This window comes from Streptomyces sp. NPDC127108 (assembly GCF_042677545.1).
GTDB lineage: Bacteria > Actinomycetota > Actinomycetes > Streptomycetales > Streptomycetaceae > Streptomyces.
Genome location: NZ_JBHXTE010000001.1, coordinates 19,735 through 43,364 on the forward strand (window position 1 = coordinate 19,735; position 23,630 = coordinate 43,364).

At 69.8% G+C, this 23,630-nt stretch carries 21 protein-coding genes; 9 read left to right on the forward strand and 12 right to left on the reverse strand.

Features of this window, described 5'->3' with window-relative positions:
• Positions 1 to 6: 6 nt before the first annotated feature.
• Both ACFVHO_RS00085 and ACFVHO_RS00090 read left to right on the forward strand, forming a co-directional pair.
• On the forward strand, positions 7 to 909 hold the full coding sequence (locus ACFVHO_RS00085) for a hypothetical protein (protein WP_385707762.1): 903 nt from the start codon (positions 7 to 9) through the stop codon (positions 907 to 909).
• Between the two features lie 70 nt (positions 910 to 979).
• Positions 980 to 1,876 carry a DUF6734 family protein gene (locus ACFVHO_RS00090; protein ID WP_385707765.1) on the forward strand — a complete coding sequence of 299 codons (897 nt, stop codon included), beginning with the start codon at positions 980 to 982 and terminating at the stop codon, positions 1,874 to 1,876.
• Between the two features lie 60 nt (positions 1,877 to 1,936).
• Here the strand turns inward: ACFVHO_RS00090 and ACFVHO_RS00095 are convergent, their stop codons facing one another.
• The gene (locus tag ACFVHO_RS00095) at positions 1,937 to 2,473 is read right to left on the reverse strand and encodes a dihydrofolate reductase family protein (RefSeq protein WP_385707768.1); all 537 of its coding nucleotides are present in this window, start codon (positions 2,471 to 2,473) and stop codon (positions 1,937 to 1,939) included.
• Between the two features lie 46 nt (positions 2,474 to 2,519).
• Here ACFVHO_RS00095 and ACFVHO_RS00100 point away from each other — a divergent pair, with 46 nt between their 5' ends.
• Positions 2,520 to 3,014 carry a hypothetical protein gene (locus tag ACFVHO_RS00100; protein ID WP_385707770.1) on the forward strand — a complete coding sequence of 165 codons (495 nt, stop codon included), beginning with the start codon at positions 2,520 to 2,522 and terminating at the stop codon, positions 3,012 to 3,014.
• On the opposite strand, the gene ACFVHO_RS00105 is transcribed toward ACFVHO_RS00100, so the two are convergent.
• The gene (locus ACFVHO_RS00105; protein WP_385707773.1) at positions 3,011 to 3,433 is read right to left on the reverse strand and encodes a winged helix-turn-helix transcriptional regulator; all 423 of its coding nucleotides are present in this window, start codon (positions 3,431 to 3,433) and stop codon (positions 3,011 to 3,013) included. The two genes, ACFVHO_RS00100 and ACFVHO_RS00105, sit on opposite strands and share 4 nt — an antisense overlap.
• A 103-nt stretch (positions 3,434 to 3,536) precedes the next feature.
• Here ACFVHO_RS00105 and ACFVHO_RS00110 point away from each other — a divergent pair, with 103 nt between their 5' ends.
• On the forward strand, positions 3,537 to 4,388 hold the full coding sequence (locus ACFVHO_RS00110; protein ID WP_385707776.1) for an alpha/beta fold hydrolase: 852 nt from the start codon (positions 3,537 to 3,539) through the stop codon (positions 4,386 to 4,388).
• Between the two features lie 94 nt (positions 4,389 to 4,482).
• Here ACFVHO_RS00110 and ACFVHO_RS00115 read toward each other — a convergent pair whose 3' ends face one another.
• The 4 genes from ACFVHO_RS00115 to ACFVHO_RS00130 form a co-directional block, all read right to left on the reverse strand.
• A complete protein-coding gene (locus tag ACFVHO_RS00115) occupies positions 4,483 to 5,529 on the reverse strand; it encodes an LLM class flavin-dependent oxidoreductase (RefSeq protein WP_385707779.1) in 1,047 nt (348 codons plus the stop codon).
• Between the two features lie 281 nt (positions 5,530 to 5,810).
• The gene (locus tag ACFVHO_RS00120) at positions 5,811 to 6,740 is read right to left on the reverse strand and encodes an endo-beta-N-acetylglucosaminidase H (RefSeq protein ID WP_385707782.1); all 930 of its coding nucleotides are present in this window, start codon (positions 6,738 to 6,740) and stop codon (positions 5,811 to 5,813) included.
• 183 nt (positions 6,741 to 6,923) lie between these two features.
• Entirely contained in the window at positions 6,924 to 8,933 is a 2,010-nt protein-coding gene (locus tag ACFVHO_RS00125) for a hypothetical protein (RefSeq protein WP_385707785.1), read from the reverse strand.
• A 210-nt stretch (positions 8,934 to 9,143) separates the two neighbouring features.
• Positions 9,144 to 9,719: a CGNR zinc finger domain-containing protein gene (locus ACFVHO_RS00130; protein ID WP_385707788.1), complete on the reverse strand. Its 576-nt coding sequence runs from the start codon at positions 9,717 to 9,719 to the stop codon at positions 9,144 to 9,146.
• Positions 9,720 to 9,824: 105 nt separating this feature from the next.
• On the opposite strand from ACFVHO_RS00130, the gene ACFVHO_RS00135 reads away from it, so the two are divergent.
• Entirely contained in the window at positions 9,825 to 10,997 is a 1,173-nt protein-coding gene (locus ACFVHO_RS00135) for an epoxide hydrolase (RefSeq protein WP_385707791.1), read from the forward strand.
• A 77-nt stretch (positions 10,998 to 11,074) separates the two neighbouring features.
• On the opposite strand, the gene ACFVHO_RS00140 is transcribed toward ACFVHO_RS00135, so the two are convergent.
• On the reverse strand, positions 11,075 to 12,121 hold the full coding sequence (locus ACFVHO_RS00140; protein ID WP_385708592.1) for an alpha/beta fold hydrolase: 1,047 nt from the start codon (positions 12,119 to 12,121) through the stop codon (positions 11,075 to 11,077).
• 197 nt (positions 12,122 to 12,318) lie between these two features.
• On the opposite strand from ACFVHO_RS00140, the gene ACFVHO_RS00145 reads away from it, so the two are divergent.
• Entirely contained in the window at positions 12,319 to 12,855 is a 537-nt protein-coding gene (locus ACFVHO_RS00145) for a GPP34 family phosphoprotein (protein ID WP_385707794.1), read from the forward strand.
• Between the two features lie 156 nt (positions 12,856 to 13,011).
• Here the strand turns inward: ACFVHO_RS00145 and ACFVHO_RS00150 are convergent, their stop codons facing one another.
• Positions 13,012 to 13,677, reverse strand: a complete 666-nt coding sequence (locus tag ACFVHO_RS00150) for a TetR family transcriptional regulator (protein ID WP_385707797.1) — start codon at positions 13,675 to 13,677, stop codon at positions 13,012 to 13,014.
• A 131-nt stretch (positions 13,678 to 13,808) separates the two neighbouring features.
• Positions 13,809 to 14,627 (reverse strand): SDR family NAD(P)-dependent oxidoreductase, encoded by an 819-nt coding sequence (locus tag ACFVHO_RS00155; protein ID WP_385707800.1) that lies wholly within the window; start codon positions 14,625 to 14,627, stop codon positions 13,809 to 13,811.
• Positions 14,628 to 15,016: 389 nt separating this feature from the next.
• Between ACFVHO_RS00155 and ACFVHO_RS00160 the strand changes: the two genes are divergently transcribed.
• Both ACFVHO_RS00160 and ACFVHO_RS00165 read left to right on the forward strand, forming a co-directional pair.
• On the forward strand, positions 15,017 to 16,051 hold the full coding sequence (locus tag ACFVHO_RS00160; RefSeq protein ID WP_385707803.1) for an alpha/beta hydrolase: 1,035 nt from the start codon (positions 15,017 to 15,019) through the stop codon (positions 16,049 to 16,051).
• Positions 16,052 to 16,171: 120 nt separating this feature from the next.
• The gene (locus tag ACFVHO_RS00165) at positions 16,172 to 16,972 is read left to right on the forward strand and encodes an SDR family NAD(P)-dependent oxidoreductase (protein WP_385707806.1); all 801 of its coding nucleotides are present in this window, start codon (positions 16,172 to 16,174) and stop codon (positions 16,970 to 16,972) included.
• A 203-nt stretch (positions 16,973 to 17,175) separates the two neighbouring features.
• Here ACFVHO_RS00165 and ACFVHO_RS00170 read toward each other — a convergent pair whose 3' ends face one another.
• A complete protein-coding gene (locus ACFVHO_RS00170) occupies positions 17,176 to 17,838 on the reverse strand; it encodes a response regulator (protein ID WP_380848661.1) in 663 nt (220 codons plus the stop codon).
• Positions 17,813 to 18,988 carry a sensor histidine kinase gene (locus ACFVHO_RS00175; protein ID WP_385707809.1) on the reverse strand — a complete coding sequence of 392 codons (1,176 nt, stop codon included), beginning with the start codon at positions 18,986 to 18,988 and terminating at the stop codon, positions 17,813 to 17,815. Before ACFVHO_RS00175 ends, ACFVHO_RS00170 begins: the two co-directional genes overlap by 26 nt.
• 175 nt (positions 18,989 to 19,163) lie before the next feature.
• Between ACFVHO_RS00175 and ACFVHO_RS00180 the strand changes: the two genes are divergently transcribed.
• Positions 19,164 to 21,416 (forward strand): MMPL family transporter, encoded by a 2,253-nt coding sequence (locus ACFVHO_RS00180; RefSeq protein ID WP_385707812.1) that lies wholly within the window; start codon positions 19,164 to 19,166, stop codon positions 21,414 to 21,416.
• Positions 21,417 to 21,665: 249 nt separating this feature from the next.
• On the opposite strand, the gene ACFVHO_RS00185 is transcribed toward ACFVHO_RS00180, so the two are convergent.
• Complete coding sequence (locus ACFVHO_RS00185) at positions 21,666 to 23,285, reverse strand: tannase/feruloyl esterase family alpha/beta hydrolase (protein ID WP_385707815.1); 1,620 nt, start codon at positions 23,283 to 23,285, stop codon at positions 21,666 to 21,668.
• Positions 23,286 to 23,630: the final 345 nt, after the last annotated feature.

Genomic DNA, 23,630 nt, shown 5'->3' on the forward strand with positions numbered 1-23,630 from the left:
CGCCCGATGAAGGCCATCCACGTCAACTCCACCTTGCCGTCCGTGCCGTACCTGGGGCGGCTGAAGGGCCCCGACGGCTACGAGGTGGAGGACTTCGAACTCCTCACGACCATCCTCTCGGCGGCCGCCTGGCGCCGCTTCAACGGCCCGATCAAGCTGTACACCGACCGTGTCGGGGAGGCGTACTACCGGCGTCTCGGGATGACGGAGCTGTGGGAGGGCGGTATCGACACGGACGTGCTGGAGTCGCTGCCCTCCTCCATCAACCACGACGTGTTCTGGACGGCCGGACGCGTCGCGGCCCTCCGGGCCGAGACAGCGCCCTTCGTCTCTCTGGACACAGACCTCGTCGTCTGGGGAGCGATCGACACCCTGATCACCTCAGAGTTCATGGCACTGCATCAGGAGCCCCTGCACCACGGTGTGTACAGACCCCGGTGCGAGCTGAGCACGCCCACCGGTTACGTCTGGGAACAGTGGGACTGGGAGGCGATCCCGTGCAACGCCTCGCTCACGTACTACGCGACTGACCGGCTCACCGAGACGTTCCACGCCAAGGCGATGGAGTTCATCCTCGGGAACCCGATCCGGCGGGAGGCCGACAGCCGTCTGCCGGTCCACGACGTGTTCGTGGCCCAGCGGCTGCTGCCGATGTGCGCGCTGAGACTGGGGGTGCGACCGGCGTACTTCCTCGACTGGCCCAAGCCCGAGCTCAACAGCGAGACGATGGCCGACGGCGCGAGGAACCAGCTGGTCACCCACGTCTGGGCCTACAAGGACGCGCTCAAGAGCGATCCGGACTGCCGGGAGTCATTCTGCAGGCGGTGCGTGGTCCGGATCCGCCGCGACTACCCCGAACTCGTCGGCATGCTGCGTCACATGCCCAGCATCCGCCGGTACCTGCTGTGAGGGAGCCGCCGTCCGCGGGCCCTGGCCGCCCCCAAGACCGTGGGCCGGAGCGCCGCGGGAGGGGACGACCGTGAAGGCGATCCACGTCGTTTCCACCCGGCCGACCACGAACTACTACGTCTCGCGAGGCGAAGGCTCCCCGTACCGGCAGGAAGACTTCGAGGTCCTCACGACAGTCCTGTCGGCCCTGGAGTGGCGTCGGCACAACGGATCCATCCGGCTCTACACAGATCCGCCGGGCCAGGAGTTCTACGACCGGCTCGGCCTCCTGGACCTCTGGGACGGCGGAGTCGATACCCGACTCCTGGAGTCGGTGTCCGAGACGATCAACGGCGGCGTCTTCTGGTCCTTCGGGAAGATCGTGGCCCTGCGGCAGGAGGCGGCACCGTGCTGCGTCATGGACATCGACCTCATCGTCTGGGACGGCATCCGGCAGCTCGTCACCGCGGAAGTGATGAGCCTGCACGAGGAGCCACTCGGCTTCCCCGCCTACGTCGGCCGGGACCGCCTCGTCGCACCACCCGGATTCGACTGGAGCGGCCTCGACTGGTCGGTCACTCCTTGCAGCGCCGCGCTGCTCCTCTTCACCGAAGACGCGTTCAAGAATGAATACGCCGACCAGGCGCTGTCGTTCATGGCGGGCAACCCGGTCCGGTCGGAGCCCGACAGGTCGGTACCGGCACACCCGATCTTCGCGGAGCAGCGGCTGCTGCCCATGTGCGCGAAGGCTCGCGGAGTGCGCATCGGTTCCTTCCTCCGTGACTACACGGGGGCCGAGCTGTGGTCCGGCCAGAAGAACAAAACGTTCACCCACCTGTGGAACGCGAAGTCCCTCCTGCACAACAACCCGAGCAGGAGAAGGGAACTCTGCACGCGGTACGCCCACAGAGTGCGACGGGACTACCCGGAGGTCACGAAGGTACTCGCCAGGTCCGAGCTCCTGCGGGACCACTTCCCCAACGGCTGACCGCCTGCCAGACGACGCGGGACCCGGCAAGAGCCGCCGGACAGGCCCTGGTTGCGACCGTCACTTGCGCACGTGGAAGCGCAGCATGGTGACCCCGCCCGACTGGATGTTGCCGAACGGCTCCAGGTCGATCCGGTCGAGGCCCGGGGGCGTGAAGCGGACGCCGTCGCCGAGCAGCACCGGCAGCACGTACACCAGGATCTCGTCGACGAGGCCGCGCTGCAGGCACTGGGCGGCCACGTCGGCGCCGAGGATCTCCAGGTTCTTGCCGTCGGCGGCGCGGCGTGCCGTGGCCACGGCCTCCTCGATGTCGCAGGTGAGGAAGGTGACGTTGGGGTCCGGCTCGTCGGGCGGGCGGTGGGTGAGGACGAACTGCGCCCCGCCGTCGTAGTCGGGGTTCTCGTCGGACATGCGCTTGCCGACCTCGTATGTGCCCCGGCCGATAAGCATGGCGCCGGTGGCCGCCATGACCTCCGGGAACGTCGCAGACGTCATGTGCTCGAAAATCCAGTCCATGGTGTGGCCGGGACCGGCGATGAATCCGTCCAGGGACATCGCCCTGTTCACGACCACTTGGCCGGTGCTCGCATCCGTCATGCGTCTTCTCCAAGCAGGTCGCGGGCCGGGATCGCATCATAGGCCGGTGAGCAACATATTCTCCGGCGGCAGCCACGACCTGGACCTGTCCAATGGCGCCACCGCGGTGTTCACCGACGTGCTGACGCTCGCCGTGTCCGATCTCGCGTCCGAGGACTGGGACTTCCGCTTCGCGGCACTGCTGACCCTGCAGGACCAGAACGTCATGGGACGCGGTGCCGTCGGGTTCGATCTGGCGGAGGTCGACTGGGGCGGTACGGAGCGGGAGCGCGCCCGCGCGAAGGACTTCGTGCTGCGTGCCACAGCACTCGCGGCGAGCGGACATCGCTGGAACGAGCTGGACTACTACCCTCCCCGCGTCCGTGACTACCTGCAGCGCTTCACGACCATGGTTGAGTCCTTCACCCCGCCCGCCGACAGCAGCGCCGCGCGTGACTTCCCCGGCCCGGACGAGGCCGCGATGGCCTCATGCGTGCGCCACCGCGTCCTCAGCGCGCTCCCGCTCTGGGACGGCTGCTTCCTCTGCGTTCGGCCGGACTAGTCTTCCGAGTCGGGGGGTGACCCGTCGGCGAGCTGGTTGCTGCGGTCGATCTCCGGCATGTGTGTCTCGGCCCAGACCCGCAGGGCGGAGAGCGGTCTTTCGAGGGACAGGCCGAGCTCGGTGAGCCGGTAGTGGACGGCGGGCGGCACGGTGGGTTCCACTCGGCGGGCGACCAGGCCGTCGCGGACCAGACTCTGCAGGGTGACGGACAGCATCTTCTGTGAGATGCCGGGGATACGGCGCCGCAGTTCCGCGAACCGGAGTTCGTCCGGAGCCTCCTCGGCCAGCACCTTCACCACCATCGACGTCCACTTGGTGCCGATACGGTCGAGCAACTGGCGGACCGGGCACCGCGGATCCAGCAGATCACCCCGCTCACCGGGCCGCCGCCCGGGATCTCCGGGCCTCGATGTGGTCACTCAGGGCTCACCACCTGAAGGGAAAGTGCCGTCTTGGACGACCCAGGTTAGTTCCATAGCGTGACCTGGTCACCTTTCCTCACCACACACCTGGAGCCTCTCCATGCCCGAACTGCGGCGCGTCCCCGTCAACGGTGTCGAACTCAACGTCGCTCTCGCCGGATCGGGCCCGGCCGTACTGCTGCTGCACGGTTTCCCGCACACCTGGGAGCTGTGGACGGACGTCATGGCCGACCTGTCCGGCCGCTACCGCGTCATCGCGCCGGACCTGCGCGGGTTCGGCGCGAGCAGCCGGGCCGCCTCCGGGTACGACGCGGGCACCCTGGCCGAGGACGCCGCGGCGCTCCTCACCACGCTCGGCGTGTCCTCGGCCGCGGTGGTGGGCATCGACGCGGGTACCGCGCCGGCCTTCCTCCTCGCCCTGCGTCGCCCCGGTCTCGTCCGGCGCCTGGTCGTCATGGAATCCCTCCTGGGCAGGCTGCCCGGCGCCGAGGGCTTTCTCGCCGACGGGCCGCCGTGGTGGTTCGGCTTCCATTCCGCCGCGCCCGGCCTCGCCGAGACCGTGCTGGAGGGCCACGAGGCCGCCTACGTCGACTGGTTCCTGCGTGCCGGCACGCTCGGCGACGGGGTGCGCCCCGCTGTCCGGGACGCCTTCGTCCGCGCGTACACCGGCCGCCAGGCGTTGAGCCGCGCGTTCTCGTACTACCGGGCGCTTCCCGAGAGCGCGGTACAGATCGAGCAGGCGGTCGCCACCGCCCGCCTGACGGTGCCGACGATGGCGTTGGGCGCCCATCCCGTCGGTGCTGCGCTGGAACGTCAGCTCCGCCCGGTCACCGACGATCTCACCGGACACGTCATCGAGGACTGCGGCCACATCATCCCGCTGCACCGCCCGCACGCCCTGCTCAAGCTGCTGCATCCGTTCCTGGCCGGTGAGGACGCGAAAGCAGCCTGACCGGGGCCGACGGCTGACTTTCGAGGGTCCGCGATCAGGGGCGTCCCGGCACATCCGCCCCCCGTGCGATCCGACGGCCGTCCTTCGCCGAGTGTCAGGCCAGCAGCCGCGCGAGCTCGGCCATTTCGGTCTCCGGGTCCACGGCGGGCTGGATCACCAGCTCGTCGACCCCCGACTTCTCCAGCTCGTTGATCCGCTCGACGATCTCGCTCCGGGTGCCGACCAGGCCGAATTTGTCCACCAGGGAGGGCACGATGAGCTCGCGGTCCTCAGGGGAAGGGCGACCCAGGTAGTTGCGGTAGAGGGCCTGGTGAAGCCGGGGGTCGGTGAGGGTGGTGCCACGCAGCTGGAGGAGACGGTCGACAGCCGCGGCCTCTTCCGGAGGCAGGGACGCACGAAAGGCCGGGTTCTCCGCGCCGAGGATCAGTGCGCTCAGGGCGATGTGCCCCATCGAGTCCTTGACCGGATCGCCGTAGCGGTCCTCGCCGTCGGCGAGGACGTACAGGGAGGACATGAGATACGAGCGGGTCTTCTCGGCGCCGCCCGCGTCCCGCGCCGCCGCGCGCCGGGCCTGGCTCAGGGCGGACCAGGCCGCGGGGTCGTGCAGCCCGAAAGAGATCAGTCCCGCGCCTAGCCGACCGGCTACCCCGGCGGCCTTCGGGCCGAACGCGGCCACGACGAACTCCACCGGAGCCTCGGTGTTGACGTACGACCCGACGTGCAGGAATCGCACGCGGCTTGACCGGGTCCCCTCGCGGTAGTCCGTCTCGCGGCCCGCGGTGAGATCCTGCAAGGCGGCCGTGAACGACTCCAGCTCCGCCATCTTCGTAGGCCGCATGCCGAGCGTGCGCCGCGCAGTGTTGCCGGTGCCGACCCCGCAGACGATGCGGCCGGGGGCGAGGGCGTTGAGACTGCTGACGGCCGCCGCCGCGGCGGGCGCGGAACGCAGTGCGGGTGAGGTGACACCGATGCCGAGCCTGATCCGGTCGGTGGACTTGGCGCAGAGTGCGAGGCTCATGAACGGGTCGCCGTGGACCATCGGCGAGTCGTACACCCAGAAGCTGTCGAAGCCGAGTTCCTCCGCGCGGGCGGCCAGGCGTTCCACACCCGGCCCTGCTGTCATGACGATGCCGGTCCGCATGGCGGCTCTCCTCGCCGTCGAGTGAGGTGGCTGAACCACCCCGACCGAGTCCGGGGCGTGAACGACGAACGTGACCTTCCCGCCCCGGTCCGCTCCCACACATCGGGCGCCCGGGCGTTCCCTCGGCGCAGTGATTCAACTCCCACCGGACATGCCGCCCTTGGCGTACGGACCCTGGTCGCCCAACACCATCCTGGCGGCGCCCCTACGCCCCCGAGGCGGAAGGGAACCGCCGGGCTCAACCCCAGGTCGAGCCCGCCGGCTCCCTCCGTGCCGTCGCCCTACGGCGTGTAGACGGCGTCGCTGCCGTACAACTCCCTGGTGAACGCGGAGACATCGGCGCTGCGATCGGCGCCGTTGAGGTTGTACGTCAGGTAGACGCCGTACCCCTCACTGACGGTGCGGCGGGCGAGGTTGGCGGCGGTGCTCTGCGAGGTCCGGCCTATCTCGACGGCGGCCGGGGACAGCTTCGACTTGGGCAGTGCGATGCCGGGGACCTGCCAGGTGCCGTAGTACGGGTTCCAGGCGTAGTCGAACTTCGACGAGACGTCGACGCCGCCGTACGAGAGGCGCGATGCCGCCGGGCCGATGTTGTAGAGGCTGATGATCTTGTCCGGCATGTTCGCGCGCAGCGCCGTCACCAGGTGCACGAAGGAGCTGGCGTTGGGCTGGCCGGTGCCGTTGTTGCCGTACTCGGCGTACTCGTCGTCGAAGTCGATGCCGTCGAGGCCGTACTTGGTCACGGTGTCCGACAGCTGCTTAGCGAACGCCGATGCCGCCTGCTGGGACGGGAAGTTGGCGAAGCCCGCGCCCTGATGGTTGCCGAGCACCGACAGGACGACCTTGATGCCCTTCTGCTGCAACGGCCGTATCTGGGTGACAGCGTTGTCAAGCACGCGCTGCACGTTCTCGTTGAAGTGCAGGTACGCGGCCTTCTTGCCCGTGTCGTAGTTGATGTTCGCCGCGAAGATCACGGCGACGTCGAAGACGTTGCCGCCGCCTTTGGCGAGGGTGTACTTGCCGACGTTCAGCATGCTGTTGTCGTTCACCTCGACGTACGCCACCGAGGTCGGCCCCTGCTTCGCCGCAGGAGGAGCGGGCTCAGGGGCCGCTGCCGCGCCGGTCATTGCGGTCGTGCTGAGGGCGAGGGCCGCGACAGCCGAGAGCGCGAGCGCGGCCGTCCGCACTCTGCTCCGTACCAGACTGAACATCGTTGATCATTCTCCCATCGCGTGGGTCGGCGCCCGACCTGTTCGAAAGCGCCGAGTGAGCCCTCCGAGTTTTCCGCTTCTGTGACCGAATCCCAAGAATCATGCGCGAACTCTTCACGACTCTCACGCACGTCGCGTCACACACCACTTGCCAGGCAAGGGCAGAGCTCCGGCATCGTGATGTCAACAGACATCCCGGTAAGGAGCACGCAGTATCGAGTCCCACTCTCGGCGAGACGGACCACCGAAGTAGGCACAGAGAGCGTCAGCCATACCTGAGAACCCTTTGCCTCCGTCGTAATCATCCGAGAGGAAGATCTTGTAGGTCCGGCGCCCCTTGAAGAGGGTGCGACGGAGATCTTCTCCCTCCTCGGCACCGGCGGTATCCGGATCATGAGGGAAGGACAGGCGCTCCGAGGTGAACTGGACGTACCTTGCCTGGCTCAGTACAGCTCTTGTCTCCTCCACTGACGCGATGCGCCAGGCAGCGACACTGAGCTTCATCCCCAGGACGCGGTCTCGCCCGGAAGGGGACGCCATGAGGCTGACTGCGGCCATGGCGGCGTTTCGGCCCTCTTGTTCCTCGTACTGCCGTTGCGCGGTGCGGTGCTGTTGCAGTGCCAGCCCGCCCGCCAACGACGCGAGCACGACCAGGACCGACACCACGGCGACCAGGACCCGCCGGAGTCTGCGGGCACGAGACCGGGCCGCTGTGCTGGCCTGTAAGAAGTCTCTTTCCACACAGGTCAGGGACTGCTGCTGCGAGGGGGTGGTCCAGTGTTCTTCGGCAGCATTCAGGCGAGGGCCCCGCCACAGCGAGTCCCGGTGGCGATGATGCTGGGCCCAAGCGTGAGCAGCTTCGGTCAGTCGCCTGTGAACCAGCAGCCGTTCCCGGCCGGTGTCTATCCACCCGCGCAGGCGCGGCCAGCTGGTGATCAGAGCCTCGTGGGCGAGGTCCACGGTGTCGTCGTCGAGGGTGATCAGGCGGGCCCGGGCCAGCCGGTCCAGGACCTGATCGACGTCCCCGGTGTCCTCGGCGAGGTCGAGTTCCGAGCGCGGAACGGGGCGACGGGTGTCCGGGGCGCCCTCTCCGGGGGTGATGAGGCGGAGCAGGAGCAGTCGGGCCAAGTCCGCCTGCGCCTCGGTGAACTGGGTGTGGATGGTCTCGGCGGTCTGGGCGATCGCTCCGTGCAGGCCGCCGGCTGCTTCGTAGGCCTCCATGGTCAGCGCCCGGCCACGGCACCGGCGCCAGGTCTCCAGCAGCACGTGCGACAGCAGCGGCAGCCCGCCCGGTTCGTCTTTGATCTCGCTGATCAGGCGGGCGGTCAGGTCACGCTCCACGATCAGCCCTACGGCCTGTGCCGGTTTGACGACGACCTCACGCAGCTCTGCCTCGCTCATCGGGCCGACCAGCAGGCTGGAGGCGGTGAGGGCGTTGGCCAGGGTGCGGCGTTCGGCACAGCGGCCGTAGAAGTCGGCGCGGACGGCGATCACGACGCGCAGCCTGCTGTCCGGGTCGCGGGAGGTGAGCAGCCGCTCGATGAAGGCGGTGCGTTCTGCCGGGTCGTGGCAGAGGGTGAAGACTTCCTCGAACTGGTCGACGATGACGACGGTGTCCGCGTCGCTGTCGGCGGGGTGCAGGGCCGGAGCGTGGGTGCGTAACGGGTGTTCGCCGGGGGTGAGGATCCGGATCGCGGCCAGGCCGTCCGCCCCGGCGCGCAGTGCGGGGATCAGCCCGGCACGCAGCACAGAGGACTTGCCGCTGCCGGAGGGGCCAAGGACCGCGGTGAACCGGTGCTCACTCATCAGGGCCCGCGCGACATCCACCAGGGTGTCGCGTCCGAAGAACCGGTCGTGGTCGTCCGGCTCGAACCGGGCCAGCCCTTGGTAGGGCGGCTGCATCCTGCCCTCGCGTGGCTCCGCGAGCGCTGTCGCCTCGTGGGCTTCTTTCCACCGGCGCTCCCACTGCGGCACGTTCCCGCCACAGGCGCGGACGTAGGCCAGCGTGACGGCGAGGGAGGGCAGGGCCGTGCCGGCGGCCGCCTGCGAGAGGGCCGTCACCGAATAGCGCGCACTCCGCGCCATCTGCCGGTACGTGGGGCTGTCCGCCTCCTGGCGCAACTTCCGTAACTCGAAAGCGAACTGCTGCACCGGCCCCGCTGACGGGTCGACGGGATTCTCCTTGCGTCCCACCCCGGTCCCCCCGATACCCAGATGATCGCTTGGCCCACAAACCTACGAACCCGACCCGGCCCCGGCAACCAGCACCCCGGCCAGAACGCCCTGCTCAATGAGCCATGTCCTGACTTGATCAACGCCGCCGAAGCGGACTGTGCGGCAGTGCGTCAACCACTCGAACTGCGTCGCAGGCATGCGGGCCACTTGGATGTACCGAGGTAACGATCACTCCGCTGACCTGGTCGTCTTGCGCTGGTTGGCGTTGAAGCGCGCCTTCTTCTGGCGATTCCCGCACGTGTTCATGTCGCACCATCTGCGGGTGCGACTCTGGCTGGTGTCGAAGAAAGCGGCCTGGCAGGTCGGCGATGCGCACAAGGCCAGTTTCCCGTCTCGCTCGCCCGCGATGATGCTCACCGCGTCTGCGGCGATCACGCCGAGGGCGTCTTCCACGGGGGACGACGGGTTGAGCCGCCATCGCCGCTTGCCCTCGGGTGTCAGGACGGCCGCGGCCCGGCCCTGAGCGCTGCGGTCGTTGATGACTTGGACAGCGGACGCAGGGAGAGCGTCCTGGGTCGCGGCCGCTGTCGCGGCGGCGTGGATCGACTCCCTCAGTTCCCGAGCGAGGTCGAGCTGGGCAGGGGTGCAGGCGTCCACGGCGAGGCCGTTCACCGCCAGCCAGTCGACGAGTCGTTGCGGTGTGGGAATGCGCTCCACGGCGTCGCCGTGACGCTCCGACAGAGTCCCCGTGAAGCTGGTCGCCAGCACGTTGCCGAGGCGGAAGTCAGGGAAGCCAGCACGCATGGAACCACCTTAGCTGGTTGCAGTTCGGCTCGAAGGACTGCTAGAACCGTCTTAGCCGGTTCACAGAAGGTCGTAGCCGGCTCCGCGACGGCCAGGAGGAGTCTCGTGCCCCGTCCCACCAGCGACGTGCAAGCATTTGAAGCCCACGCAACTGACGCCGACCTCGACGATCTGCGCGCACGACTGGCGGCGGCGCGGCTGCCGGAGGCCGAGACGGTCCATCGCGCCGCGCCCGGTCCTCGCCGATGGGACCAGGGCGTTCCGCTCGCCGACCTCGTCGATGTCGTGAACTACTGGCGCACCGGGTACGACTGGCGACCGTTCGAGGAGCGCCTCAATCGGATCGGTCAGTTCCGTACGACCATCGATGATCTGGGGATCCACTTCCTGCACCGCCGCTCCGCGCGCGCGGATGCCACTCCCCTGCTCCTGACTCACGGGTGGCCGGACAGCATCGCCCGGTTCACCGATGTGGTGGACGAGCTGGCCGATCCGGAAGATGCGGACGCGCCGGCGTTCCACGTCGTGGTCCCGTCGCTGCCAGGCTTTGGCTACAGCGACAAGCCGGTCACCACCGGGTGGGGAACCGAAAAGATCGCGGCCGCTTGGGTGGAGCTGATGGGACGGCTCGGATACAGCGAGTTCGCAGCCCATGGCGGCGACTGGGGAGGCAACATCACCACGGTCCTCGCCGGCAGGTTCCCGGCGCACGTGCTCGGCATCCACACGACGTTCGCGGAGGGACCGCCCGGGCTGACGACGGACGGGCTGACGGCGGACGAACGCAGGTGGACCGAGGAGACCCGCGACTTCTGGCGCCACCGCGCGGCGTACGCGAAGCAGCAGGCGACCCGACCGCAGACCATCGGCTATTCGCTCGTCGACTCACCGGTCGGGCTTCTCGCCTGGATCCTCGACAAGTTCGCCGAGTGGTCGGACACCGAGGACAGCCCGTTCGAGAGGATTTCCAGGGACAGGATCCTTGACGACGTCACCCTGTACTGGCTGACGCGGACCGGCGCGTCGTCGGCCCGCATCTACTACGAGAGCCACAACTCGCTCGATCCCGAACTTCGGGTCGACGTCCCGTCAGCGATCACCATGTATCCCCGCGACGTCGAGAAGGTTCCGCGCCCCTGGGCACAGGAGCGGTACCGGCAGATCGTGCGATGGAGGGAGCCCGAAGTCGGGGGGCATTTCCCGTCGCTCGAGGTTCCCGAGTATTTCGTCAAGGATCTGCGAGAGGGCCTCGCGGCAGTGCTGGCCGCCAGGGCTTGAAAGGCTGTCCGCCGGTGTTCGGGTGAGGCCGGGAGACTCCGGGATCCGGGGGGGGCAGCTCGTGCCGCGGTCGCGGATCAGCGCACGCCGTGGGCTTGCAGGACCGCGGAGATGAAGGCCTCGGGGCGCTCCTGGGGAAGGTTGTGGCCCGCGCCCGGCACCACGTGATGCACCCAGCGCCCGGGGTAGTGCGGCGCGTACGAGCTGCCGTCGGTCCACGGGGTCACACCGTCGGCCTTTCCGTCCAGCGTGACCGTGGGCACGGTGATCTTCGGCTGGCCCAGCAGCCGTCGCTCCAGCTGCGCGTAGCGGGGCGCCCCTGGGACGGCGCCGAGCCGATGGCGATAGCTGTGCAGCACGACCTCGACATAGTCAGGGTTGGCCCACAGCTGCGCGGCCTGCGCGAACTCCGCCTCGGTGAACTGCCATTCGGGCGAGTTGCGATGCCAGACGACGCGGGCCAGATCGTCCCTGTTGCGTTCCAGACCCTTCGCCCCGCGCTCGGTGAGGAAGTAGAAGAAGTACCAGAGCCCCGACTCCACGGCAGGGGACAACGGCTCGTCGGCGCGCGCAAGGTTCTGGATGAGGTAGCCGTTCACCGAGACCAGGCCCGTGCAACGGTGAGACCACAGCGCCGCGGCCACATTGGCCGCGCGCCCGCCCCAGTCGTACCCGGCGAACAGGGCCCGCCGGATGCCCAGTGCGTCCATGAACTCGACCAGGTCCGCGCCCAGCGCGGCCTGCTGGCCGGAGCGGACTTCTCCCTCTCTGCGGAAGACGGTCTCTCCATGCCCGCGCAGATACGGGATGTAGCAGCGGAAACCGCGCGCGGCGAGCGCGGGTGCCACCTCCGCATACGAACCGGCCGGGCTGAACGGCCAGCCGTGCAGCAGGATCACCGGCACACCGCCGACCGGCCCCACGTCGTGATACGCACTGTCCAGAACCTCGGTGGACACATGCCGGACCGGGCCCAGACCTCGGCGTCTCCGCGCCGCCTCGCCTCCCGGCGACGCCTCGGCGTTCGCGCCCCTGCCGAGGGCCGATGCCCGGCCCGCCCCGGAGAGACCGACCGCGCCTGCCGCCATCGCCATCGTCTGCGCCACCCTGCGCCTGCTGATCACGTCGTTCCTCTCACTCACCGAACGGCACCCATCTCACGACACAGCCCGTCACGCATAACCTGACTGACTGGTGACGACCTTCCTCTCTCCATGCACACATGTCAATCCCGGGGTGGGCAGACATGGCACGCGTTCCGTACCCTTTGAGGGCGATGCGCCCCACCCGGCACGCAAGGTCCACCGACAGGGAGTCAGCCATGAACACCGCACGCGACCTCGCAAACATCGCCCTGTCCAGGCCGGACCGCTCGGTGGGGCAGGGCGACCTGTCGCTCGCGCTCGCCGGTGCCGAACTGCTCGATCTCATCGCGGCACAGGCACTGCGGGTGGAGGAGGACCGCATCGTGCCGGGCGAGCGGACCGCGACCGGAGACCGCCTTTGGGACGAGGCCTCCGCCCAGCTCGTGCGGCAGGAACCGTACGAGTCGGTCGAGGATTGGTTGTGGCGTCGGGGCCGCGGACTCTTCGCCGCCTACACCGACGACCTGGAGCGAACCGGGCAGGTCACCCGTACCGGAGGGCAGCAACCGGCTTCGGGCGATCCCGTTCTGGCCGCACTGGTCACGGTCGCCGGGATGCAGGACGGGCCGGACAGCGCTCTTGAGGACCTGGCCGACGACGCGACCGCGGCGGTTCTGGCCGCAGTCGGGAACGCCGTGACGGAACTGGAGGCGGTCCGCCAGCAACGGTCGATCGAGAACGCCGCATTCGACAACATCTGGCGCGCTCCGTAACTCTCTCCGAGGATCGGCCGGTTCGGGCTCGTCAGGGTGGGTTGCTCCGTTGCGGGCCGCGCCGGGCGGGAAGCACACCCGCGAACCCGTCCCGCCCCGGGGACTTGGTCACCGAGTGCGCACACGCCCGAGAACCGGGGCAGACCGGCCGCGGGATCACCGAAGACTCAGAAGTCCGATGACGGTGACGTGCAGGGTGCGGCCGAGCCGATCGGCGAAGTCGACCTTCGTGGCGGCGAGTTCGGGGTCGCACTGGGCCTCGGCGACGGCCTCCGAGGGGTGGGCGAAGGGCCAGAGTCCGGCCGTGAACACGACGGTCAGGGAGACCAGCTCTCGAGCCGCCGCCGCTGTCAGCGTGGTGATGTGGCGCCGCAGCAGCTCGGCCAGCTCTCCCAGCAGCCGGACGTGGGCCAGCTTGAACTCGCGGACGGCCTCGGCGGAGATGTTCCGCTCCAGTTCGGACCCCAGCGCACTGAACAGACCGCACAGCACAGGCCGTTCGGCCAGCGACCGGGCCAGGGCGTCCGTGACCGCCGCGGGACCATCGGGCCGAGCGGCCTCCAGCTCGTCGGAGAGCTCCTCGATCCACTGTGCCAGGGACCGGTTGAGCAGTTCGAAGAACACCGCTTCCCTGGTCTCGAAGTAGCGCACGACGTTGGTCTTCGACAATCCGACCCGACGGCTGAGTTCCCGCAGGCTGATCTCGCCGACGCTCATCTCGCCCAGGAGTTGGGTCGCGGCGTCGAGAATGGCCTGCTTGCGCACCTCGCGCTGCTCGGCGCTGCGCGCGCGCTGAAAGCCGGTCGGCCGGTCGTCCGTCATCGTCGCTTCCCCTGGGCCCTGTCGCGCGGCCCGGGTCCGGCGCCGCCTGCGGTCACCCTAAGCCCCCTCGACGTCGCCTCCGGAGCGGCGCCGCCGAGGTGCGCGCGGAGGCTCGGGAACACCCGGCGGGGTCACACGGATTCGCTGACGGCACGCCATGCGGCGTCCTGGTCGGCGAGCCGTTCGGCCATGCGCCCGGCGACCGTGACGGCGTCCTTGCCCAGGAGCAGGCGCAGGGGCGGCTGGTCGGTCTCGGTGAGGTCGAGCAGGACCTGGGAGATGCGGTCGGGGTCGCCGGGCTGCTGGCCGTGTGCGCCGCGGATCATTCCCACGGCACCCCCGACCACGGCCTCGTACGGGGCGCTGACCGGCGGGGTGGCCATGGACGCGCCGGCCCATTCGGTGCGCATGCCGCCGGGCTCGACGACGGTGACCTTGATGCCCAGGGGCGCCACTTCCTGTGCGAGTACCTCGGAGAAGCCACCGACCGCCCACTTGGCCGCCTGGTAGGCGCCCAGGCCCGGGACGCCGACGCGTCCCCCGACGGAGGAGACCTGGATGATGTGCCCTGAGCCCTGCGCGCGCAGGACCGGGAGGGCGGCCCGGGAGACGTTGACGACGCCGAAGAGGTTGGCTTCGATCTGGTCGCGGAAGGCCTGGTCGGACATGTCCTCGATGGCGGCCATGTCCGCGTAGCCCGCGTTGTTGACGACCACGTCCAGGCGGCCGAAGGCGTCCACCGCTGCCTGCACGGCGCGCCGCGCCGCCTCGGCGTCGGTCACGTCCAAGGTGACCAGGTGGACCCGATCGCCGTACTTCTCGACCAGGTCGTCGAGGGTCGCGGTGCGGCGGGCCGTGGCGACCAGATTGTCGCCCGCCTCCAGGACTGCCTCGGCGACGGCGCGGCCCAGACCGCGGGAACTTCCTGTGATCAGCCAGGACTTGCTCATGGTGCGTCCTCGTTTTCTGCTGTCGTGACGCCCACCCCACCCCATAAGAGGCCAGTGGACCTTTATTGCTTCGACTGTAAAGGTCCACTGGCCTCTTGTCGACCGAGGGCACGGAGCGACGTGTCTCACGGCGGGCACGGGTACGTCCGCGTGTGACATATGTCGGACCGGTGGCACACACATGAAGCGCTCGACATTTCCTCCGGACGCAAACATGTGTCGTGCTAGAGTCGCCGACAGCTCGGCCTTCCCTCCGACGTCGCCTGCGGCCAACTGCCCGCCCGCCACGTCGCGTCCACCACGCCCGCCGGTTCTCCCGGTCGTGCGTCGCCGCCGGGATCCGACGGTGACCGGCCACCGCGCATCAGCCCGACCCGGACGAAAGACGTATGAACAACAGACCACAGCACCCGCGACTCACACCCCCTCCCGTGCCCTTCGCCCCCGAACTCGCCGCGGTACTGGACAACCTGGGGCCACCACGGCACAACGCGCCGGCGTCGGCCGACGACATCCCCCGCTGGCGTGCGCAACTGGCTGCGGCGGACCCGTCACTCGATCAGCTGCGCGACCACGGCAGGTTCGAGATCCAGGAGCTCCTCGCGCCCGGTCCGCACGGAGCCCCCGACATCCCTCTCCTCCTCGCACGCCCCACCGGCCTCCGTCGGCCGGCACCGGTCATCTACCACCTGCACGGCGGAGGCATGATCGGCGGATCCCACCGCACCGGCATGCGGATGATCCTCCACGAGTGGGCCGAACCCCTGGAGCTGGCCGTCGTGTCGGTCGGCTACCGGCTGGCGCCGGAACACCCCTGTCCGGCGGCGATCGAGGACTGCTACGCCGGGTTGGTGTGGCTCGTCCGCCACGCCGACTCGCTCGGTGTGGACCCCCGACGTGTCATCGCCGTCGGCGGGAGCGCCGGCGGCGGCCTCACCGCCTCCTTGGCCCTGATGACCCGGGACCGCAACGGACCCGGCATCCTCGGCCAACTGCTGATGTGTCCCATGCTCGACGACCGCAACGACACGTTCTCGGCACGCCAGATGACCGGCCTCGGCGTGTGGGACCGCCACGCCAACGAACTGGGCTGGACCGCTCTCCTCGGCAAGGACAGGAACACCTCGCAGGTCTCGCACCATGCCGCGGCCGCCCGCGCCACGGACCTGTCCCGGTTGCCGCCCGCCTACATCGACGCCGGTGCCGCGGAGACGTATCGCGACGAATGCGTCCAGTACGCCGCGCGCATCTGGCAGGCCGGCGGAGACGCCGAACTGCACGTGTGGTCAGGCGCGTTCCACGGCTTCGACCAACTCGCGCCGCACGCCGAAGTCTCCCGGGACGCCCGCCGGACCCGCTTCCGCTGGCTCTGCCGCCTGCTGAGCCGCGAGGTCCGTCACCGTCCCGCCCGTGACGCCCCATGAGGGTCGCCGCGTACAGGACGAGCCCGGCCCTCATGCAGTAACCCGGCACACCCACCCGCCAGTCCGTGCTCCCGGACGCCGTCACGGCGTCGGAGCCGATCCGAAAGGCAGAGCAACACGATGGATCTCGGTCTCACCAACAAGCGGGCCCTGGTCACCGGTTCGAGCGCGGGCCTCGGCGAGGCCACCGCCAGATTCCTGTCGGCGGAGGGCGCCGCGGTCGTCATCCACGGACGGAACGCGGACCGCACGGAGCGGGTCGCGCGGGAGATACGTGACGCCGGCGGCACAGCCGCCACCGCCGTCGGCGACCTGGCCACCGACGAGGGCGCCGCCGAGGTCGCCCGCGCGGCCACCGCAGCCGGCCCCGTCGACATCCTGGTCAACAACGCCGGTTTCTACCGCCATCTGTCCTGGGCCGCCGCGAGCCCCGACGAATGGCGCGACACCTACAACACCAACGTCGTCTCGGGTGTGCGGATGGTCCAGCACCTGGTACCGGCCATGCGCGAGCGCGGCTGGGGCCGCGTCATCACCATCGGCGGCGGACTCGCCTCCCAGCCGATGGCCACCCACCCGCAGTACAACGCCGCGCTCGCGGCCCGGCACAACCTCGCCGTGTCACTGGCCCGCGATCTCAAGGGCACGGGCGTCACCTCCAACGTGGTGTCTCCCGGAGCGATCCTCGTCGAGTCGGTCCGGGGCTACGTCACGGACATCGCTCCCGCCCACGGGTGGGAGGGCACCTGGGACGAGATCGAGCAGAAGGCCGTCGACGCCTTCATCCCGAACGACCAGGAGCGATTCGGAAAGGCCGACGAGATCGCGGCGGCGGTGGCGTATCTCTGCGGCGACCACGCCCAGTACATCAGCGGGGCGACGATCCGGGTGGACGGCGGACTCATCCGCTCCGCGTTCTGAACGGCGTGGCTCCCGCACTATGGCCTTCGCGAACTCGCCGCGCGACACCGCAGCTCCAGCTCGCGCACAACGCGGAGTTGGCGGTTCGGCGTGTGCAGGAGAGCCATGTCGGCTCCGGACAGTTCCGTAAGGAATCGGTAGTGCGTCGACCGTACCGTTCACGGTACGACGATGCCCCCCGGAACGTCTCCCGGGCACCCGTCTCAGGTTCCGGGGAGGATACGGCGTGTTTCGTAGGCCCACATCGCGATCTCGACCCGGTTACGCGCGCCGAGTTTGGCCATCAGGCTGGCCAGATGCGTCTTCACCGTGCTGAGGCTGATGTGCAGTGCGTCGGCGATCTCGGTGTTGGTCAGCCCGCGAGCGACGGCGAGGAGCACTTGCTCCTCGCGGGCGGTGACGGGGGCGACCGGCTGGGCCACGGGCCGGCCAGCGGGCAGGTCCGCGAATGCCTGGAGCAGACGGACGGTGACGCTGGGCGCGATGAGCGCCTCACCGTCGGACGCCGACCGTACGGCCTGCGCCAGAAGGTCCGGTCCCGTGTCCTTGAGGAGGAATCCGCGGGCCCCGGCACGCAGCGCGCCGTAGACGTACTCGTCAAGGTCGAACGTGGTGATGACGACCACGGCCAGCGGGTCGGCGACGCCCGGGCCCGCGACCGACCGGGTGGCCTCGAGCCCGTCGAGCACGGGCATGCGGATGTCGAACAGGCTGACGTCGGGGCGCAGTTCGCGGGCCAGACGTACCGCTTCCTGTCCATCGGCGGCCTCGCCGACCACCTCGATGCCGGGCTGGGCGTTCAGCATGATCCGCAACCCGGTGCGGATGATCGTCTGGTCGTCAGCGACGAGGACGCGAATGGACACCGCTCTCGCTCCTCGCTCTCGGCAGTTCGGCTTCGACATGCCAGCCCTGGTCGGCACCCGGGCCGACTCGTAGTGTGCCGCCGAGCAGGGTCGCGCGCTCGCGCAGTCCGGTAAGTCCGTATCCGTCGCGACCCCGGCCGGTACGCCGACCGTTGTCGCGCACGCTCACCCGTACCTTGTGCCGTCCCGCGGCGACCCGAACGACGAGCTCGGTCGCGTCGACCGCATGACGCAGCGCGTTGGTCACCGACTCCTGCACGATCCGATAGACGGCCGCGTCCACGGCCGGGGGCAGCGCGTCCAGTTCGCCGTCGAGCCCCAGGTCGACCCTGAGGCGACCACCCGGGGTGCGCACCAGGCGCTCCAGATCCGCGACTCCGGCAGGGGGCGCCAGCTCGGCGCCGACCCCGCGGTCGCGCAGCGCGGCGACCATGGCGCGCATTTCCTCCAGCGTGCGCGCCCCTTCCTCCTCGACCCCCTCCAGCGCCTCGACGGCGGCGGACGTGTCGGCGCCCGCGAGCACCCGGCCCGCCTGGGCGATGATCACCATGGCCGACACGTGGTGGGCCACCGTGTCGTGCAGTTCCCGGGCGAGTTGCTCGCGCTCGCGGGAGCGCACCTGCTCCAACTGCCGCTCGCGAGCACTCCCCCAGAACCGAACGGCAGCCCCGACCACGCCCGGCAGCAGCAGGAAGACGAAGCCCACGACGTTCTCGCCGACCGGGGTCTCGTCCGTGACGGAACACAGCGCGCCGACCGCGAGGATCACCGCGCCGCCCAGCACGATCTCGCGTCCCGATCCCCACCGGGGCAGCGCGTACACCAGCACGAGTACGACCGCGCCGACGGTGTACAGGCCGACGGGCTCGCGCGGTGCGGCGGCCAGCGAGACCACCTGAAGCAGCATCACCGAGCCGAACGCCAGCGTCACCATCGCCAGCGGGCGGGTCCGGCGCCACAGGGGCAGCAGGCACAGCCCTACGGCGAACACCACCGCCACCGGCCGCCACACGACGTTCTCGCGCAGGGTGGCCTCCAGCGCCACACCGACAAGGCCCGCCGCGAGCAGCGCCCAGTCCCGCCGCACCCGGGCGAGTGCGTCGGGCGGCCGGGGTTCGGTCCACAGGGTTCGCAGGTCGTCTCGGAGCACGGTTCTCAGCCTAGGGACCGCGGCGTGCCGCGCATCGGCCGAAAGGACGGGTCGTCACTCCACCCCGGGGCCCACGGATCCGCGGCCCGCGGGCCGATGCCGCGGAGCTCCGTGGCGACGAGCCTCGGCATCGGCGGCCGTACAAGGACGGCCAACGAGGCGGTTGGAGGAACCGATGCTCTCGAAAGCCCTGTTGCGCCTGGGCGCTGGCGCCGCCCGCCATCCCTGGCGGGTGATCGCGGCATGGCTGATCGCCGTCACGCTCGCCGTCCTCGCCGCCGTCGCCTTCGGCGGGCGGACCGCGGACTCGATGACCGCTCCGGGACTGGACTCCCAACGGGCCGCGGAACTGATCGAGCGGGCCGGGAGCGGCCAGGAGGGAATGACCGCCCAAGTGGTCGTCACCCCCCTCGACGACGGTGCGACGTTCTTCGACGACGACGGCGCGCGCACCGCTCTCACGCGGCTGCGGGCCGAGGTGAAGCGGCTGCCGCACGTGCTCGGCACGAGCGACCCGGCGGGCGCGCTCGACGCGGGCGGGGACACCGCTGTGCGCGGCGGCCTCGTCTCGGTCGACGGGCGCATCGCGGTCGTCCGGGTGCAGTACCCCGACCAGAGCCATCTGTCGGCCGAGGACCTCGACGCCCTCGTCGATCTCGGCGACCGGCTGCGCGCCGAACTGCCCCTGCGCATCGAGATGGGCGGGAGCCTCTTCTACGCCTTCTCCGACGCCGACGGCGGCGCGAGCGAGTTGATCGGCCTCCTCGCCGCGGCCGCGATCCTGTTCCTGGCGTTCGGTTCGCTCGTCGCCGCCGCGCTGCCGATCGGCATGGCGGTCTTCGGGCTGACCGTCGGGGTCGCCACGATGACGGTACTGGCGGGGGTGACGGACGTCCCCACCTTCGCACCTGTCCTGGGCAGCATGGTCGGGCTCGGAGTGGGCATCGACTACGCGCTGTTCGTGCTCGCCAGGCACCGGGAGTACCTCGTGCGCGGGCTCGATCCGCACGAGGCGGCCGGACGAGCCGTGGCCACGGCGGGGCGGCCGGTGGTCTTCGCCGGCGGCACCGTCGTCGTGTCGATCCTCGGTATGGCGGTCGCGAACGTGCCGTTCATGACGGTGGGCGGGCTTGCCGTCTCGATCGTCGTCCTGACGATGGTGCTCGCGTCGGTGACGCTGCTGCCGGCCTTCCTCGGCGCGGCGGGCCCGCGGCTGGGCCGGGCCGGCCGGATCGGCCGGGCACTTCGGGCCGGGCGGCTCTTCCGACGGCAGGGCGCGGCGCCGGACGCCGTCCCCGCCGCCGGGTGGCGTCGCTGGATCGGGCACGTCAGCCGGCACCCGGTGCTGTACGCGGTCGGCGCGGCGGGACTGCTGCTGGCCGCGACGTTGCCCGTGCTCGGCCTGCGCGTTGGGCTGCCCGACGACGGCTCACTGCCCCACAGCCGTACCGAGCGCCGGGCCTACGACCTCGTCGCCGAGGGGTTCGGCCCGGGCACCAACGGTCCCCTCGTCATCGCCGCGGACCCCGCCGGTGATCCGGGAGTGGTGGACCGACTCGTCACGACGGTCGCGGCGGATCCGGGCATCGCGTCCGTCGCGCCGGCGCGCATCGACCGGGCCACCGGCGTCGCGACCCTCGTGGTGTTCCCGACCACCAGCCCTCAGGACAAGGCCACGGCCGACACCCTTTCCCGGCTGCGCACCAAGGTGCTGCCCGCGGCGATCGAGCACGGCCCGGCCAGGGCCCACGTCGGCGGCGCCGCCGCGAGCCTGTCCGATGTGGGCCAACGCACCAGCCAACGCCTGCCGGTGTTCGTCGCCGCCGTGCTGGCGATGTCGTTCCTGCTGCTGATGCTGGTCTTCCGCTCGATACTCGTACCGCTCAAGGCGGTACTGCTGAATCTGCTGAGCATCGGCGCGGCCTACGGCATCATGGTCGCGGTCTTCCAGTGGGGCTGGGGAGGCGCACTCATCGGGCTGGAAGCGACGGTTCCGATCGTGTCGTTCATCCCGATGTTCCTCTTCGCCATCCTGTTCGGCCTGTCGATGGACTACGAGGTGTTCCTCCTCTCCCGTGTACGCGAGGAGTACATGCGCACCGGCGACAACGGCACGGCGATCGTGGAGGGCGTCGCGGGCACCGCCCGGATCATCACGTCGGCCGCCCTCATCATGGTGGCGGTCTTCCTGTCCTTCGCCGTCGCCGATGACCCCTCCACCAAGATGTTCGGGCTCGGCCTGGCCACCGCGATCCTCATCGACGCGACGGTCGTCCGCATGGTGCTGGTACCGGCGACCATGACCCTCCTCGGCCGGGCCAACTGGTGGCTGCCGGGGTGGCTGGACCGGCTGCTTCCCCGAGGCCCGGTCGGCACCGACGCTGCTTCCACGGGTGAGGCCCCGCGTCCACGGCTGGTTGACCGTTGACTCAGTTCTGCCCGCCCTTGGTGTCCTGCACCTGAGCCCCGCCATGCTTTGAGCTTGTTGCTCAGGCGCGTCGAGGTCCTCGTGGGCCCCGGCGAAGACCAGGGCCCACGCGATCGCGAGCACGCCGCGGCTCAGCTACAGCTTCAGCAGGGCGGACCGTCCGTCCGCGGTCACCTGGCCGGTCGGGGGCGCGGTACGGGTGCTCATACCGGTTCGGCCTTTCTCGGATCGGGAGGTGTCGTCGGCCGGTCAGTGCCGGGAGGGGACGCAGCGGAACGACGTGGCGAGGGACGGGTCGCCGGAGCCCTTGTACCGGGACACCTGGGGGTAGGCGCAGAGATTGCGCTCGACCTGCTCGCCGGAGGCGTTGGTGAGCGTGGCGGGCAGGGTCCTCGGCGCCTTGCCCTGCTCGACCCAGTCGGCCAGTGCGGCGAGGCCGTCGGCCGAGCCGTCCTGGCCGTTGAGGCCGCAGTGGCTGGTGCCGGGGGCGAGGAAGAGGCGGTAGAAATCGTCGACCCGCTGGGGGCCGCCCATCTTCCGCTCGACCTGCTTGCGGTACCGCACGGTGCCCTCGGTGGGGATGTACTCGTCGTCAAGACCGTGCCAGGTCAGCAGCTTGCCGCCGGACTTGCGGAAGGCCGACAGGTCCGGGTCGTCGGTGCCGATGACGTGGTCGTACTCGGCACGGGACTGCTGGAACAGCTTCGTGAACTCGCTGTACGTGACCTTCGTGAGGTCGAAGGACGGGTCCTTCTTCAGGAAGAGCTGGACCCACAGCGCGGGCACCTGGAAGGGCTGGCCCTTGACGGTGCCGTCGGTGTCGGTGACGGAACGCGCCAGGCCCTTCAGATCGGCGCCGACCGGGACGCCGGACCACAGCTTCCGGCCCGAGGTGGTGCGCGGGCCGTCCCAGATCTTGCGGACCACGGCCGCGTCCGCCGCCGTGATGGTGAGCTCCTCGCCGGCGCAGACCACCTTGGTGCCGATCAGACGGCGCGGGTCGAAGTCGCAGCGGGAGGGGTCGTTGACGAGGCCGTCCCGGACGCCGTCGAGCTTGTCGCAGGCCTTGACTGCCGCGCCGGTGAACGCGTCCAGCTCACAGTCGGTCGGGTAGGTCTTCTCGTTGTTCAGGACCACCTGTGGCCACAGGGTGGCGACCTCGAACTCGTCCCAGTTGACGGCGGGCGCGTCCGCGAGGATGCCGTCGTAGTCGTCGGGGTAGGCCTGGGCCTCCATGTAGCCCTGGCGTCCGCCGGTGGAGCAGCCGGTGAAGTAGGAATAGGCGGCGCGCTTGCCGTAGACGTGGTCCACGACCGCCTTGCCGACGACCGCGGCCTCGTGCTGGGAGCGGGACGCGAAGTTCTTCAGCGGCGTGCCGGCGACCTTCCCCTTGCTGTCGAGGACCCAGCTGGTGTCCAGGACGTCACCGACTCCGGCGTCCGTGGTCGTCACCGCGTAGCCGTTCTTCACCGCTGTGCCGAGGCCGACACCGTTGTCCCCGGCGCTGTAGGCGCTGCCGCCGATCGCCTGGAAACGGCCGTTCCACTGCGCCAGGGGCAGCCAGGTCTGCACCTTGGCGTGGTCGCCCTCTCCCGGGTGGGTGAGGGTGACCGTCACCTGGCAGAAGGCCGGGACCCCTGAGACCTCGCCGCCGAGCAGTCCGGTGCCATGGATGGTGCCGCCGGCGTGGCGGACCGCCGTCACGGACTCCACCTTCGTACCGGCCGGAGCCCGCACGGACGGCGCCGCGCACGCGGCAGTGGTGGCGGTGGCGGTGTCCCTGGTCTCGTCCGCCGAGGCGGTCGGCAGGTACACCGCCGCGGCGACCAGCGGCACACCGGCCGCGAGTGCCGTCAGAGCCTTCTTCATTGCTTTCCCATCCAAGAGGTAGGTGTGCGTCTGGTTGCGACGACACATGTTTCACGTCGTACGGGACCACTGGGGGCGGGCAGCATGGCGCCGACCCGCTACTACTCTGGCCACGAGTTCGCGGCGGGACATCAGTCAATTGACGACTCCTCACGAGAGACCGCCTTCGTCACCCTCTTAAGAGGTTACGAGCGTGGCACGGCTCTCCTGTGGGTGTCAACGGCGGTCTCGCACGAGATCCACGGCGAACACACAGCCGACTTGAATCGACACACGCACATATGAGGTTGGGCCGGTCCCGGCACGTCGGGCGAGCCCGGATCCACGTCTCACGCAGCTGTTACT